The following is a 15650-nucleotide window of genomic DNA, read 5'->3' as shown; positions in this document are numbered from 1 at the left end:
TTCCGTACCGAGGTGGTGGAATTGGTAGACACGCTACCTTGAGGTGGTAGTGCCCTAACGGGCTTGTGGGTTCGAGTCCCATCCTCGGTACCAATATTCCAGAAGAAAGACGTCGAAAGACGTCTTTTTTTTCGTCTGTAGCTTTTGCCGTTCGTAGGCCCGGTAAGCGCAGCGCCACCGGGCAAAATGGCGGGTGGCGCTGCGCTTACCCGCCCTACAAAAGCTGAACAAAAAGGCGCCCATTGGGCGCCTTTTGCATGTTTCATTATCGATTATTTCTTATCGCTGTGTTCCAGGTTCTCAACCTGCGGCAGACCGTTACCGGAACTGGCGGAGAGCAGGCCATTCTCAACATAGTTGAACAGCTTCTCCCGGGTATCGGTGATGTCCAGGTTACGCATGGTCAGCTGACCAATACGATCGTCCGGTGAAAACACTGACTCACCTTTCTCCATGGTCAGACGCTCTGCTTTATAGGTCAGGTTATCAGACACGGTGTTCAGGATGGAGTAGTCGTTACCGCGACGTAGTTCCAGGGTCACTTCACCGGTAATTGCACTCGCCACCCAACGCTGCAGCGCATCACGCAGCATCAGCGCCTGCGGATCGAACCAGCGGCCCTGATACAGCAGTTTGCCCAGCTGACGGCCATGAGAGTGATACTGCTCAATGGTGTCTTCGTTGTGAATACCAGTCAGCAGACGCTCGTAAGCAATATGCAGCAGCGCCATTCCCGGAGCTTCATAGATGCCACGGCTTTTCGCTTCGATGATACGGTTTTCAATCTGATCGCTCATGCCCAGGCCGTGACGACCACCAATACGGTTTGCTTCCAGCATCAGCTCAACGTCATCAGAGAAGGTTTTGCCGTTCAGCGCAACCGGATGACCACGTTCGAAACGCACGGTCACTTCTTCTGCCGGGATCTTCACGTTCTCATCCCAGAACTTCACGCCCATGATTGGGTTAACGATCTTCACGCTGGAGTTCAGGAATTCCAGGTCTTTCGCTTCGTGCGTCGCACCCAGCATGTTGGAGTCGGTGGAGTAAGCTTTCTCGACGGACATCTTATAGTCAAAGCCGCAGGCGATCATAAACTCGGACATCTCATGACGACCACCCAGCTCGTCGATGAAGTCGGTATCCAGCCACGGTTTGTAGATCTGCAATTCGGCGTTGGTCAGCAGGCCATAACGATAGAAACGTTCAATATCGTTTCCTTTATAGGTGCTGCCATCACCCCAGATGTTGACGCCGTCTTCTTTCATGGCGGCAACCAGCATGGTACCGGTGACCGCACGGCCCAGCGGGGTGGTGTTGAAATAGGTCAGGCCGCCGGTGGTGTTATGGAATGCACCACACTGAATCGCCGCGATACCTTCCGCGACCAGTTGCTTACGGCAGTCAATCAGGCGCGCGTTCTCTGCACCATACTCTTTCGCGCGACGAGGAATGGCATCATAGTCGTCCTCATCCGGCTGACCCAGGTTCGCAGTATAAGCATACGGAACCGCTCCCTTCTGGCGCATCCACAGCAGTGCAGCGCTGGTATCCAGGCCACCTGAGAAAGCGATGCCAATACGTTGTCCTACCGGAAGATGCTTGAGAATCGTCGTCATAGAATAAAACCCTGCTTGATTGACTGATTAGAGACCGCTTTCGCTCTCTTGTGCATTTTTATGCAAAATAAGTGAGTATTCATTTAATCATCTTTTGGCGAATACCGGAAGAGACTCGTGCGTTTTTTGTAAAAATTTTGGTCTGATCGATCTGGCGGAAGTCGCCTTGACAGGTGGGGTCAACTATCAATATACTAAACGCCGATTTTACGTCCCGTCTTCGGTACCAAATCCCAGCATTATTTGCAAATTCTGTCCAAAACGCGTAGAATTTGCCACGTTTCAGGCGCGGGGTGGAGCAGCCTGGTAGCTCGTCGGGCTCATAACCCGAAGGTCGTCGGTTCAAATCCGGCCCCCGCAACCACTTTCCCATAAAGTTCTTTTTCAAATATACTGTGAAGACTTAGAGCCTTCGTAGCTGGATTTGAAAAAATTCTTTCGGAGAGTGCTCCAGGCCACAGTTGTGGCTATAGGGTTCAGTTATCTAAAGCCCCGATTTATCGGGGTTTTTTGTTATCTGACTACAGAATAACTGGGCTTTACGCCCTTTTTTTATGTCTTGGGGGTGGGCTTGTCCACATTAGAGCAAAAATTAACAGAGATGATTACTGCACCGGTCGAAGCACTGGGCTACGAACTGGTCGGCATCGAATTCGTTCGCGGCCGTACATCGACGCTGCGCATCTATATTGATAGTGAAGATGGCATCAATGTTGATGATTGTGCTGATGTCAGCCACCAGGTGAGTGCGGTTCTTGATGTTGAAGACCCAATTACCGTTGCGTACAACCTGGAAGTTTCCTCACCTGGCCTCGATCGCCCGATGTTCACGGCCGAGCACTATGTGCGCTTTACCGGTGAAGAAGTGGCTCTCGTTCTGCGTATGGCCGTACAGAACCGCCGTAAATGGCAGGGAATTATCAAAGCCGTTGATGGTGAAATGATCACGGTGACAGTCGAAGGCAAAGATGAAGTGTTCGCGCTGAGTAATATCCAGAAGGCGAACCTGGTTCCCCACTTTTAACAGTCTGGATTGAGGTGAAAAGCCCGCGATGAACAAAGAAATTTTGGCTGTTGTTGAAGCCGTCTCCAACGAGAAATCACTGCCGCGTGAGAAGATTTTTGAAGCGCTGGAAAGTGCACTGGCTACAGCAACCAAGAAAAAATACGAACAAGAGATCGATGTTCGCGTAGAAATCGATCGTAAAAGCGGTGACTTCGATACATTCCGTCGTTGGGTAATCGTTGAAGAAGTGACCCAGCCGACTAAAGAGATCACGCTGGAAGCCGCCCGTTTTGAAGACGAAAGTCTGAACGTGGGTGACTACGTTGAAGATCAGATTGAGTCTGTGACCTTCGACCGTATCACTACCCAGACCGCTAAACAGGTTATCGTGCAGAAAGTGCGCGAAGCCGAGCGCGCGCTGGTTGTCGATCAGTTCCGCGATCAGGAAGGCGAAATCATCACTGGCGTGGTGAAGAAAGTGAACCGCGACAACATCTCTCTGGAGATCAAATCCGAAGGGTTGCCGGGTAACGCTGAAGCCGTGATCCTGCGTGAAGATATGCTGCCGCGTGAAAACTTCCGTCCGGGCGACCGTATTCGTGGTGTTCTGTACGCTGTGCGTCCAGAAGCTCGCGGTGCGCAGCTGTTCGTGACCCGTTCTAAACCAGAAATGCTGGTAGAACTGTTCCGTATCGAAGTACCGGAAATCGGTGAAGAAGTTATCGAAATTAAAGCGGCGGCTCGCGATCCGGGCTCCCGTGCGAAAATTGCGGTGAAAACCAACGACAAGCGTATCGACCCGGTCGGTGCTTGCGTCGGTATGCGCGGTGCGCGTGTCCAGGCAGTTTCTACTGAGCTGGGCGGCGAACGTATTGATATCGTTCTGTGGGATGACAACCCGGCGCAGTTCGTGATCAACGCAATGGCTCCGGCTGATGTGGCGTCTATCGTTGTTGACGAAGACAAACACACCATGGATATCGCTGTTGAAGCGGGCAACCTGGCGCAGGCAATCGGCCGTAACGGTCAGAACGTACGCCTGGCGTCACAGCTGAGCGGCTGGGAACTCAACGTCATGACCGTTGATGACCTGCAGGCTAAGCATCAGGCTGAAGCCCATGCGGCGATCGATACCTTCACCAAATACCTGGATATTGACGAAGATTTCGCCACTGTTCTGGTTGAAGAAGGTTTCTCTACGCTGGAAGAACTGGCCTATGTGCCAATGAAAGAGCTGCTGGAAATTGACGGTCTGGATGAACCAACCGTTGAAGCCCTGCGTGAACGCGCTAAAAACGCACTGACCACCCTGGCACTGGCTCAGGAAGAAAGCCTTGGCGATAAGAAGCCGGCTGATGACCTGCTGAATCTGGAAGGTCTTGATCGTGCGATTGCGTTCAAGCTGGCTGCCCGTGGTGTTTGTACGCTGGAAGATCTCGCTGAACAAGGCGTTGATGACCTGGCTGATATCGAAGGTTTAACCGACGAGAAAGCCGGCGAGCTCATCATGGCCGCACGTAATATTTGCTGGTTCGGCGACGAAGCGTAATAAACTGTAGCAGGAAGGAACAGCATGACTGATGTAACTGTAAAATCGCTGGCTGCTGAGATTCAGACCTCCGTGGACCGCCTGGTACAGCAATTTGCTGATGCAGGGATCCCGAAGTCCGCTGATGACTCGGTGACCGCGCAAGAAAAACAAACCTTGTTAACGCACCTGAACCGTGAACACGGCTCTACGCCTGACAAGTTAACGCTGCAGCGCAAAACGCGTAGCACGTTAAACATCCCTGGTACCGGTGGCAAAAGCAAATCGGTACAAATTGAAGTCCGCAAGACGCGCACCTTTGTAAAACGTGATCCGCAAGAGGCAGAACGCCTTGCCGCGGAAGAGCAGGCACAGCGTGAAGCGGAAGAACAAGCTCAGCGTGAGGCGGAAGCAGCCGCTAAACGTGAAGCAGAATTAAAAGCTGAACGTGAGGCCGCAGAAAAAGCGAAACGCGACGCAAGTGATAAAGTGAAGCGTGACGCTGCGGAAAAAGACAAAGTGAGCAATCAACAGACAGACGAAATGACCAAAACCGCCCAGGCTGAAAAAGCCCGCCGTGAAAATGAAGCTGCCGAGCTGAAGCGTAAAGCGGAAGAAGAAGCCCGCCGTAAGCTGGAAGAAGAAGCTCGCCGCGTCGCCGAAGAAGCGCGTCGCATGGCAGAAGAAAATGAGAAGAACGGTGTTGATACCGCTGAGCAGTCTGAAGACACCAGCGACTATCACGTGACCACTTCTCAGCACGCACGTCAGGCTGAAGATGATAACGACCGTGAAGTAGAAGGCGGCCGTGGCCGTGGTCGTAATGCAAAAGCAGCGCGTCCGGCGAAAAAAGGTAACAAGCACGCGGAATCCAAAGCTGACCGTGAAGAAGCACGTGCGGCTGTTCGCGGTGGTAAAGGCGGCAAGCGTAAAGGTTCCGCTCTGCAGCAGGGCTTCCAGAAGCCTGCTCAGGCCGTTAACCGTGACGTTGTGATCGGCGAAACCATTACCGTTGGCGAACTGGCGAACAAGATGGCGGTTAAAGGCTCTCAGGTCATCAAAGCAATGATGAAGCTGGGCGCGATGGCAACCATCAACCAGGTGATCGATCAGGAAACCGCACAGCTGGTTGCGGAAGAGATGGGCCACAAAGTTATCCTGCGTCGTGAAAACGAGCTGGAAGAAGCAGTAATGAGCGACCGTGACACAGGTGCTGCGGCAGAACCGCGCGCACCGGTAGTGACCATCATGGGTCACGTTGACCACGGTAAAACCTCTCTGCTTGACTACATTCGCTCTACCAAGGTTGCCTCTGGCGAAGCGGGTGGTATTACTCAGCACATCGGTGCATACCACGTAGAAACTGACAACGGTATGATCACCTTCCTGGATACCCCAGGCCACGCCGCGTTTACCTCCATGCGTGCTCGTGGTGCTCAGGCGACGGATATCGTTGTTCTGGTTGTTGCTGCAGACGACGGCGTCATGCCGCAGACCATCGAAGCTATCCAGCACGCGAAAGCAGCGGGTGTGCCGGTTGTGGTTGCAGTGAACAAGATCGATAAGCCAGAAGCGGATCCCGATCGTGTTAAAAACGAACTTTCCCAGTACGGTATCCTGCCGGAAGAGTGGGGCGGCGAAAGCCAGTTCGTACACGTGTCTGCGAAAGCGGGTACCGGTATCGACGAACTGCTGGACGCGATCCTGCTGCAGGCCGAAGTTCTGGAGCTGAAAGCCATCCGTAACGGTATGGCGAGCGGTGCGGTTATCGAATCCTTCCTGGATAAAGGACGTGGCCCTGTTGCTACCGTTCTGGTTCGTGAAGGTACGCTGCATAAAGGCGATATCGTTCTGTGCGGTTTCGAATACGGTCGCGTTCGTGCGATGCGTAACGAACTGGGTCAGGAAGTGCTGGAAGCAGGTCCGTCCATTCCAGTGGAAATCCTGGGTCTGTCCGGCGTTCCGGCTGCTGGTGACGAAGTGACCGTTGTGCGTGACGAGAAGAAAGCGCGTGAAGTGGCACTGTATCGTCAGGGCAAATTCCGTGAAGTTAAACTGGCTCGTCAGCAGAAATCTAAACTCGAGAACATGTTTGCCAACATGACCGATGGCGAAGTTCACGAAGTGAACATCGTTCTGAAAGCCGACGTTCAGGGTTCTGTGGAAGCGATCTCCGACTCCTTGCTGAAACTGTCTACCGACGAAGTGAAAGTGAAGATCATCGGTTCTGGCGTAGGTGGTATCACCGAAACCGACGCGACCCTGGCTGCTGCCTCCAACGCTATCCTGGTTGGCTTCAACGTTCGTGCGGATGCCTCTGCGCGTAAAGTGATTGAATCTGAAAGCCTGGATCTGCGTTACTACTCCGTCATCTATAACCTGATCGACGAAGTGAAAGCAGCGATGAGCGGTATGCTGTCTCCTGAGCTGAAACAGCAGATCATCGGTCTGGCTGAAGTACGTGACGTGTTCAAATCACCGAAATTCGGTGCGATCGCGGGCTGTATGGTTACCGAAGGTAACATCAAGCGTCACAACCCAATCCGCGTACTGCGTGACAACGTGGTTATCTACGAAGGCGAGCTGGAATCCCTGCGACGCTTCAAAGATGACGTTAACGAAGTCCGTAACGGCATGGAATGTGGTATCGGCGTGAAGAACTACAACGACGTTCGCGTTGGCGATATGATCGAAGTGTTCGAGATCATCGAAATTCAGCGTACCATCGCTTAATTTCCGATTGTAAGCCGGGATCGCCTCGCGCCACCCGGCAATAATTTCAAAAAGGGGCTTTAGCCCCTTTTTTGTCTGGAGAATTTATTATGGCGAAAGAATTTGGTCGCCCTCAGCGCGTAGCGCAGGAAATGCAGAAAGAGATCGCACTCATTCTGCAACGTGAAATCAAAGACCCGCGCGTCGGCATGATGACCACCGTTTCCGGTGTGGAAATGTCCCGCGATTTGGCCTACGCAAAAGTGTTCGTCACCTTCCTGAACGATCAGGACGAAGCCGCAGTGAAGAACGGCATTAAAGCGCTGCAGGAAGCCTCTGGTTTCATCCGCTCTCTGCTCGGCAAAGCGATGCGCCTGCGTATCGTGCCTGAACTGACCTTCTTCTACGACAACTCGCTGGTCGAAGGTATGCGTATGTCCAACCTGGTGACCAGCGTGGTTAAACATGACGATGAGCGTCGTGTTAACCCGGCGGACGACAGCAAGGAGGACTGATGAGTCGTCCTCGTCGTCGTGGTCGCGACGTGCATGGTGTGCTGCTGCTGGATAAACCCCAGGGCGCTTCCAGCAACGACGTGCTGCAAAAAGTGAAGCGTATTTTTAACGCCAACCGAGCGGGCCACACCGGCGCGCTCGATCCGCTGGCAACCGGCATGCTGCCGATCTGCCTGGGAGAGGCGACAAAGTTTTCCCAGTATCTGCTCGACTCCGATAAGCGTTACCGCGTTATCGCTAAGCTGGGCCAGCGCACGGATACCTCCGACGCGGATGGTCAGGTCGTGGAAGAGCGTCCGGTGACCTTCAGTGCGGAGCAGCTTGATGCGGCGCTGGAGAGCTTCCGTGGGGAGACGATGCAGGTGCCGTCGATGTATTCGGCGCTAAAGTATCAGGGCAAAAAACTCTACGAATATGCGCGCCAGGGCATCGACGTCCCGCGTGAAGCCCGTCCGATTACCGTGTATGAGCTGCTCTTTATTCGCCACGAAGGTGATGAGCTGGAGCTGGAAGTGCACTGTTCGAAAGGGACCTATATTCGCACCATCATTGATGACCTCGGTGAAAAGCTGGGCTGCGGCGCGCATGTGATTTACCTGCGTCGCCTTGCGGTGAGCAAGTACCCGGTGGAGCGAATGGTGACCCTGGAACATCTGCGCGAGCTGGTTGAACAGGCTGAAGCGCAGGGGATCGCGCCGGCAGATTTGCTGGATCCGTTGCTGATGCCGATGGACAGTCCGGCTGCGGACTTCCCGGTTGTTAATCTTCCTTTAACATCGTCCGTTTACTTTAAGAACGGCAACCCGGTTCGTACGTCAGATGCGCCGCTGGAAGGCCTGGTACGCGTGACCGAAGGTGACGAAGGGAAATTCATCGGCATGGGCGAAATGGATGGCGAAGGGCGCGTTGCGCCGCGTCGTCTGGTCGTCGAATATCCGGTCGACGCGTGACGGTAATAACGGCTCACCTTGCGATAAGCAGGGGAGACGAGTAGAATATCGCCGCTTAACGCCTGGTAAATTGTTTAACAATCTGCGGGGCGTACATGGGATTGCTGAATTAGAGATCGGCATCCTTACATTCTTTATACTTTGGAGTTTGAAAATGTCTCTAAGCGTTGAAGCTAAAGCTAAAATCGTTTCTGAGTTTGGTCGTGGTACTAACGACAGCGGTTCTACCGAAGTTCAGGTTGCACTGCTGACTGCACAGATTAACCACCTGCAGGGTCACTTTGCAGAGCACAAAAAAGATCACCACAGCCGTCGTGGTCTGCTGCGTATGGTTTCTCAGCGTCGTAAACTGCTCGACTACCTGAAACGTAAAGATGTTGCACGCTACACCGCGCTGATCGAGCGTCTGGGTCTGCGTCGCTAAGTCTTGCGAGTTTCAGAAAAGGGGGCCTGATGGCCCCTTTTTTCAAGCAGACGGCAGCAATTCACTGGAAACTATTGTATTGTTGCTATAAATGATCTTCATTGCAGAGGTTCGCGCGGCTAATGAGAGGCTTCACCCAGGGGGGTGTTGGTTGTCATTAGTCGCGAGGATGCGAAGAAGGTCGGGTCAAATCGACAGCACACCGGTGGTGTGCTGTCAAACATTTAAGAAAGGACAGAACTTTGCTGAATCCGATCGTTCGTAAATTCCAGTATGGTCAACATACCGTCACGCTGGAAACTGGCATGATGGCACGTCAGGCGACTGCTGCCGTTATGGTAAGCATGGATGACACCGCGGTATTCGTTACCGTTGTTGGCCAGAAAAAAGCTAAACCAGGTCAGGACTTCTTCCCGCTGACCGTTAACTACCAGGAGCGTACCTACGCTGCCGGTAAAATCCCGGGTGGTTTCTTCCGTCGTGAAGGCCGTCCAAGCGAAGGCGAAACCCTGATCGCGCGTCTGATTGACCGCCCGGTTCGCCCGCTGTTCCCGGAAGGCTTCGTCAACGAAGTGCAGGTTATCGCGACCGTTGTTTCCGTTAACCCACAGGTTAACCCGGACATCGTGGCGATGATCGGTGCGTCCGCTGCCCTGTCACTGTCTGGTATTCCATTCAATGGCCCAATCGGTGCCGCGCGCGTCGGTTACATCAACGACCAGTACGTGCTGAACCCAACTCAGGAAGAGCTGAAAGAAAGTAAGCTGGACCTGGTGGTTGCGGGTACTGAAGCCGCTGTGCTGATGGTTGAATCCGAAGCTGAACTGCTGAGCGAAGATCAGATGCTGGGTGCTGTGGTCTTCGGCCATGACCAGCAGCAGGTTGTTATCCAGAACATCAACGACCTGGTGAAAGAAGCCGGTAAACCACGTTGGGACTGGCAGCCTGAAGCAGCTAACGATGCGCTGAATGCACGCGTTGCAGCTCTGGCAGAATCTCGTCTGAGCGATGCATACCGCATCACCGACAAACAGGAGCGTTACGCTCAGGTTGATGTGATCAAATCTGAAGTAACCGCGACCCTGGTTGCCGAAGACGAAACGCTGGACGCTAACGAAATTGGCGAAATCCTGCACGCTATCGAGAAAAACGTTGTTCGTAGCCGCGTGCTGGCAGGCGAGCCGCGTATCGATGGCCGTGAAAAAGACATGATCCGTGGTCTGGACGTGCGTACTGGCGTGCTGCCACGTACTCACGGTTCTGCGCTGTTCACCCGTGGTGAAACGCAGGCGCTGGTTACCGCGACCCTGGGTACAGCCCGTGACGCGCAGATCATCGACGAACTGATGGGCGAGCGCACTGACAGCTTCCTGTTCCACTACAACTTCCCTCCGTACTCCGTAGGCGAAACCGGTATGGTTGGCTCGCCGAAGCGTCGTGAAATTGGTCACGGTCGTCTGGCGAAGCGCGGCGTGCTGGCAGTCATGCCAGAAGCAGACAAATTCCCGTACACCGTACGTGTGGTGTCTGAAATCACCGAATCCAACGGTTCTTCTTCCATGGCTTCCGTGTGCGGTGCCTCTCTGGCGCTGATGGATGCAGGCGTGCCAATCAAAGCCGCCGTTGCGGGTATCGCAATGGGCCTGGTGAAAGAAGGCGACAACTATGTTGTTCTGTCTGACATTCTGGGCGACGAAGATCACCTCGGCGATATGGACTTCAAAGTGGCGGGTTCCCGCGACGGTATCTCTGCGCTGCAGATGGATATCAAAATTGAAGGTATCACCAAAGAGATCATGCAGGTTGCGCTGAACCAGGCTAAAGGTGCACGTCTGCACATCCTGGGTGTGATGGAACAGGCTATCAACGCGCCACGCGGTGATATCTCTGAATTCGCACCGCGTATTCACACCATCAAGATCAATCCAGACAAGATCAAAGATGTTATCGGTAAGGGCGGTTCCGTAATCCGTGCGCTGACCGAAGAGACCGGCACCACCATCGAAATCGAAGATGACGGTACCGTGAAGATCGCAGCAACCGACGGCGAGAAAGCGAAATTCGCGATCCGTCGCATCGAAGAAATCACTGCAGAAATCGAAGTGGGCCGCGTGTACGCAGGTAAAGTGACCCGTATCGTTGACTTTGGCGCGTTCGTTGCCATCGGCGGCGGTAAAGAAGGTCTGGTTCACATCTCTCAGATCGCTGACAAGCGCGTTGAGAAAGTGACCGATTACCTGCAGATGGGGCAGGAAGTGCCGGTTAAAGTTCTGGAAGTCGATCGCCAGGGCCGTATCCGTCTGAGCATTAAAGAAGCAACCGAGCAGTCTCAGCCAGCTGCTGCGCCAGAAGCACAGGCAGCAGAACAGCAAGGCGAGTAAGTTGCCATTTGCCCTCCGCTTTGCGGAGGGCCTATTATCAGGCAGGACGCCTTGTTAAGCCGCCGGGGGACAGGACGTTCATCCAATAGTTGTCTTCGGGAGTGGGAAATGAAGCCTTTTTTGCGCTGGTGTTTCGTTGCGACAGCTTTAACGCTGGCAGGATGCAGCAACTCTGCCTGGCGTAAGAGCGAAGTCCTCGCAGTGCCATTGCAACCGACTTTGCAGCAGGAAGTGATCCTGGCACGCATGGAACAAATACTTGCCAGTCGGGCTTTAACCGATGACGAACGCGCACAGCTTTTATATGAGCGCGGAGTGTTGTATGATAGTCTCGGTCTGAGGGCATTGGCGCGAAATGATTTTTCACAAGCGCTGGCTATCCGACCTGATATGCCTGAAGTATTCAATTACTTAGGCATTTATTTAACGCAGGCAGGCAATTTTGATGCTGCCTATGAAGCGTTTGATTCTGTACTTGAGCTTGATCCAACTTACAACTACGCGCACTTGAATCGCGGTATCGCATTGTATTACGGCGGTCGTGACAAGTTAGCGCAAGATGATCTGCTGGCGTTTTATCAAGACGATCCTAATGATCCTTTCCGTAGCCTGTGGCTTTACATCGTTGAGCGGAAGCTCGATGAGAAGCAGGCAAAAGAGGCACTGAAACAGCGCTTCGATAAATCGGACAAGGAACAGTGGGGATGGAACATTGTCGAGTTCTACCTGGGCAACATTAGCGAAGCAACGCTGATGGAACGCCTCAAGGCGGACGCAACGGATAACACCTCGCTCGCTGAGCATCTCAGTGAAACCAACTTCTATTTAGGTAAGTACTACCTAAGTCTGGGGGATAAGGACAGCGCTACGGCACTGTTCAAATTAGCGGTTGCTAACAACGTACACAACTTCGTTGAGCACCGTTATGCATTGTTGGAATTATCGCTCTTGGGCCAGGAGCAAGACGACCTGGCAGAATCGGACCAGCAATAGCTGACGACATAAACATCAGCCCGTAATCTTTTGATTGCCATCACCTTAACTGGTGAGGGCGTTGTTGTTCGTCAATACACCTACTTTGAGCCGGTTCACACTTTTCAATGAAAATTGCTAATCATTTTCACGATGAGCTAAGTAGACTGGCCGCCATTGACATTGAGGCACTCGTACTACATGGCTGAATTCGAAACCACTTTTGCAGATCTGGGCCTGAAGGCTCCTATCCTTGAAGCCCTTAACGATCTGGGTTACGAAAAACCATCTCCGATCCAGGCTGAGTGTATCCCACACCTGCTTTCTGGTCGTGACGTGCTGGGCATGGCCCAGACTGGTAGCGGTAAAACTGCAGCGTTCTCGCTGCCGCTGCTGAACAACATTGATCCGGACCTGCGTGCACCGCAGATCCTCGTTCTGGCTCCAACCCGTGAACTGGCTGTTCAGGTTGCAGAAGCCATGACGGAATTCTCTAAACATATGCGCGGCGTAAACGTGGTTGCCCTGTACGGCGGCCAGCGTTATGACGTGCAGTTACGCGCCCTGCGCCAGGGCCCACAGATTGTTGTCGGTACGCCGGGCCGTCTGCTGGATCACCTGAAGCGCGGTACCTTGGATCTCTCTAAACTGAGCGGTCTGGTACTGGATGAAGCAGATGAAATGCTGCGTATGGGCTTCATCGAAGACGTTGAAACCATCATGGCGCAGATCCCGGACGGTCATCAGACCGCGCTATTCTCTGCCACCATGCCGGAAGCGATTCGTCGTATCACCAAACGCTTCATGAAAGAACCTCAGGAAGTGCGTATCCAGTCCAGCGTCACCACTCGCCCGGACATCAGCCAGAGCTACTGGTCTGTATACGGCATGCGTAAAAACGAAGCGCTGGTACGTTTCCTGGAAGCGGAAGATTTTGATGCGGCGATTATCTTCGTTCGTACCAAAAATGCGACCCTGGAAGTGGCTGAAGCCCTGGAGCGTAGCGGCTACAACAGCGCAGCGCTGAACGGCGACATGAACCAGGCCCTGCGTGAGCAGACTCTGGAGCGTCTGAAAGACGGTCGTCTGGATATCCTGATTGCAACCGACGTGGCAGCACGTGGTCTGGACGTTGAGCGTATCAGCCTGGTTGTTAACTACGACATCCCGATGGATTCCGAGTCTTACGTTCACCGTATCGGCCGTACCGGTCGTGCGGGTCGTGCTGGCCGTGCGCTGCTGTTCGTTGAGAACCGCGAGCGTCGTCTGCTGCGTAACATCGAACGCACCATGAAGCTGACCATTCCAGAAGCGGACCTGCCAAACGCAGAGCTGCTGGGCAAACGCCGTCTGGAAAAATTCGCCGCCAAAGTACAGCAGCAGCTGGAAAGCAGCGATCTGGATCAGTACCGTGCGCTGCTGTCGCAGATTCAGCCTGTTGCTGAAGGCGAAGAGCTGGACATGGAAACCCTGGCTGCAGCACTGCTGAAAATGGCTCAGGGCGAACGTAGCCTGATCGTGCCACCAGATGCACCGATGCGTCCTAAGCGTGAATTCCGTGACCGTGACGACCGTTTCGAACGTCGTGGCGACCGTAACGATCGTGGCCCACGTGGTGACCGTCCAGAGCGTGGTGGTGAAGACCGTCCTCGTCGTGAACGTCGCGACGCAGGCGATATGGAACTGTACCGCATTGAAGTGGGCCGTGATGATGGTGTTGAAGTTCGTCACATCGTTGGCGCTATCGCTAACGAAGGCGACATCAGCAGCCGTTACATTGGTAACATCAAGCTGTTCGCCTCCCACTCTACCATCGAGCTGCCGAAAGGCATGCCGGGTGAAGTACTGCAGCACTTTACGCGTACCCGCATCCTGAACAAGCCGATGAACATGCAGCTGCTGGGCGATGCACAGCCACGCCCTGACCGTGGCGGCGAACGTCGTGGCGGTGGTCGCGGTTTCGGCGGCGAGCGTCGTGAAGGCGGTCGCAGCGAAGGTCGCGGTGGTGAAGGTCGTCGTTTCTCCGGCGAGCGCCGTGAAAGCCGTGGCCCGCGTCGTGAAGAAGGCACCAGCCGTCGTCGTTTCGGTGACGCGTAAGCCTTACGCTTCTGACGTAAAGTAAAATATACAGCCCCGATACATGCTATCGGGGCTTTTTTTATTCCCTTTGTACTCTTGTACTGGTACAGTGCGTCACATTAAAATGCAGAACCGCATGATTGACTGGAGAAAAGGCTGTATGGCGACACTAACCACCACCCAAACGTCACCTTCGCTGCTTGGCGGCGTGGTGATCATCGGCGGAACCATTATAGGTGCCGGGATGTTCTCCCTGCCCGTGGTCATGTCCGGTGCGTGGTTCTTCTGGTCGCTGGCCGCGCTGGTCTTTACCTGGTTCTGTATGCTCCATTCCGGGCTAATGATCCTCGAAGCCAACCTGAACTACCGCATTGGCGCGAGCTTCGACACCATCACCAAAGACCTGCTGGGCAAAGGCTGGAACCTGGTGAACGGGCTGTCCATCGCGTTTGTGCTCTATATCCTGACCTACGCGTATATCTCGGCAAGCGGTTCGATTCTGCATCACACCTTCTCGGAGATGTCGCTGAACGTACCGGCGCGTCTGGCCGGGCTGTGCTTTGCCCTGGGCGTGGCGTTTATCGTCTGGATGAGTACCAAAGCGGTGAGCCGGATGACGGCGATCGTGCTGGGCGCGAAGGTCATCACCTTCTTCCTGACCTTCGGCAGCCTGCTGGGGCACGTGACGCCTGCCACGCTGTTTAACGTTGCCGAAGTGAATACCTCCTATACGCCGTATCTGCTGATGACCCTGCCGTTCTGCCTGGCGTCGTTTGGCTACCACGGTAACGTGCCGAGCCTGATGAAGTACTACGGCAAAGATCCGCGCACCATTGTGAAGTGTCTGGTCTACGGCACGCTGCTGGCGCTGGCGCTGTACGTCATCTGGCTGCTCGGGACGATGGGCAATATCCCGCGCCCGGAGTTTATCGGTATTGCGCAGAAGGGCGGTAACATTGATGTGCTGGTGCAGGCCCTGAGCGGCGTGCTGAACAGCCGCAGCCTGGATTTGCTGCTGGTGATCTTCTCTAACTTCGCGGTGGCGAGCTCTTTCCTCGGCGTGACGCTGGGCCTGTTTGACTACCTGGCGGATCTGTTTGGCTTTGATGATTCCGCGATGGGGCGCTTCAAAACCGCGCTGCTGACCTTCCTGCCGCCGATTGTGGGCGGCCTGCTGTGGCCGAACGGTTTCCTTTACGCCATCGGCTATGCCGGTCTGGCGGCGACCATCTGGGCTGCGATTGTGCCGGCGCTGTTGGCCCGCAAATCACGTAAACGCTTCGGCAGCCCGAAATTCCGCGTCTGGGGCGGCAAGCCGATGATTGCGCTGATCCTGGTGTTTGGCGCGGGCAATGCCCTGGTACACGTGCTGTCGAGTTTTAATCTGTTGCCGGTGTACCAGTAAACATTTTGTGCCGGATGGCGGCTACGCCTTATCCGGCCTACGCGTCCCCGTAGGCCAGG

General features: G+C 54.2%; 12 protein-coding genes and 2 tRNA genes. 13 read left to right on the top strand and 1 reads right to left on the bottom strand.

Translation table 11 applies throughout. The features are described from left to right. Nucleotides 1-6: 6 nt before the first annotated feature. Nucleotides 7-93: transfer RNA gene (locus ACHH0Z_RS14175), tRNA-Leu, on the top strand. Between the two features lie 179 nt (nt 94-272). Here the strand turns inward: ACHH0Z_RS14175 and argG are convergent. After that, nucleotides 273-1619: an argininosuccinate synthase gene (gene argG / locus ACHH0Z_RS14170; protein ID WP_014833433.1), complete on the bottom strand. Its 1347-nt coding sequence runs from the start codon at nt 1617-1619 to the stop codon at nt 273-275. Between the two features lie 287 nt (nt 1620-1906). Between argG and ACHH0Z_RS14165 the strand changes: the two genes are divergently transcribed. The 12 genes from ACHH0Z_RS14165 to mtr all read left to right on the top strand — a co-directional run bounded on the left by ACHH0Z_RS14165 (nt 1907) and on the right by mtr (nt 15591). Then, nucleotides 1907-1983: transfer RNA gene (locus ACHH0Z_RS14165), tRNA-Met, on the top strand. 207 nt (nt 1984-2190) lie between these two features. Continuing rightward, nucleotides 2191-2643 carry a ribosome maturation factor RimP gene (gene rimP / locus ACHH0Z_RS14160; protein ID WP_014833432.1) on the top strand — a complete coding sequence of 151 codons (453 nt, stop codon included), beginning with the start codon at nt 2191-2193 and terminating at the stop codon, nt 2641-2643. A gap of 28 nt (nt 2644-2671) precedes the next feature. Then, a complete protein-coding gene (gene nusA / locus ACHH0Z_RS14155; RefSeq protein ID WP_003861798.1) occupies nt 2672-4174 on the top strand; it encodes a transcription termination factor NusA in 1503 nt (500 codons plus the stop codon). 24 nt (nt 4175-4198) lie between these two features. Beyond that, the gene (gene infB / locus ACHH0Z_RS14150; protein ID WP_008501472.1) at nt 4199-6886 is read left to right on the top strand and encodes a translation initiation factor IF-2; all 2688 of its coding nucleotides are present in this window, start codon (nt 4199-4201) and stop codon (nt 6884-6886) included. Between the two features lie 89 nt (nt 6887-6975). After that, the gene (rbfA, locus tag ACHH0Z_RS14145; protein ID WP_003024988.1) at nt 6976-7380 is read left to right on the top strand and encodes a 30S ribosome-binding factor RbfA; all 405 of its coding nucleotides are present in this window, start codon (nt 6976-6978) and stop codon (nt 7378-7380) included. After that, on the top strand, nt 7380-8330 hold the full coding sequence (gene truB / locus ACHH0Z_RS14140) for a tRNA pseudouridine(55) synthase TruB (protein ID WP_025912549.1): 951 nt from the start codon (nt 7380-7382) through the stop codon (nt 8328-8330). The genes rbfA and truB overlap by 1 nt, the downstream gene beginning before the upstream one ends. Before the next feature lie 154 nt (nt 8331-8484). Further along, nucleotides 8485-8754, top strand: coding sequence for a 30S ribosomal protein S15 (gene rpsO, locus ACHH0Z_RS14135; RefSeq protein WP_003861789.1), 270 nt, complete (start codon nt 8485-8487; stop codon nt 8752-8754). Nucleotides 8755-8996: 242 nt separating this feature from the next. Continuing rightward, the gene (gene pnp / locus ACHH0Z_RS14130) at nt 8997-11135 is read left to right on the top strand and encodes a polyribonucleotide nucleotidyltransferase (RefSeq protein WP_008501475.1); all 2139 of its coding nucleotides are present in this window, start codon (nt 8997-8999) and stop codon (nt 11133-11135) included. Between the two features lie 108 nt (nt 11136-11243). Then, nucleotides 11244-12128, top strand: a complete 885-nt coding sequence (gene nlpI / locus ACHH0Z_RS14125; protein ID WP_008501476.1) for a lipoprotein NlpI — start codon at nt 11244-11246, stop codon at nt 12126-12128. Between the two features lie 107 nt (nt 12129-12235). After that, entirely contained in the window at nt 12236-12316 is an 81-nt protein-coding gene (yrbN, locus tag ACHH0Z_RS14120) for a protein YrbN (RefSeq protein WP_100122156.1), read from the top strand. Further along, nucleotides 12309-14204: a DEAD/DEAH family ATP-dependent RNA helicase gene (locus ACHH0Z_RS14115; RefSeq protein WP_021242253.1), complete on the top strand. Its 1896-nt coding sequence runs from the start codon at nt 12309-12311 to the stop codon at nt 14202-14204. The genes yrbN and ACHH0Z_RS14115 overlap by 8 nt, the downstream gene beginning before the upstream one ends. A 142-nt stretch (nt 14205-14346) precedes the next feature. Further along, a complete protein-coding gene (gene mtr, locus ACHH0Z_RS14110) occupies nt 14347-15591 on the top strand; it encodes a tryptophan permease (RefSeq protein ID WP_008501478.1) in 1245 nt (414 codons plus the stop codon). Nucleotides 15592-15650 lie beyond the last annotated feature (59 nt).

It is taken from the genome of Enterobacter cloacae complex sp. 2024EL-00227 (genome assembly GCF_043945315.1).
GTDB lineage: Bacteria > Pseudomonadota > Gammaproteobacteria > Enterobacterales > Enterobacteriaceae > Enterobacter > Enterobacter roggenkampii.
This window is presented reverse-complemented; position numbering and strand designations above follow the sequence as displayed.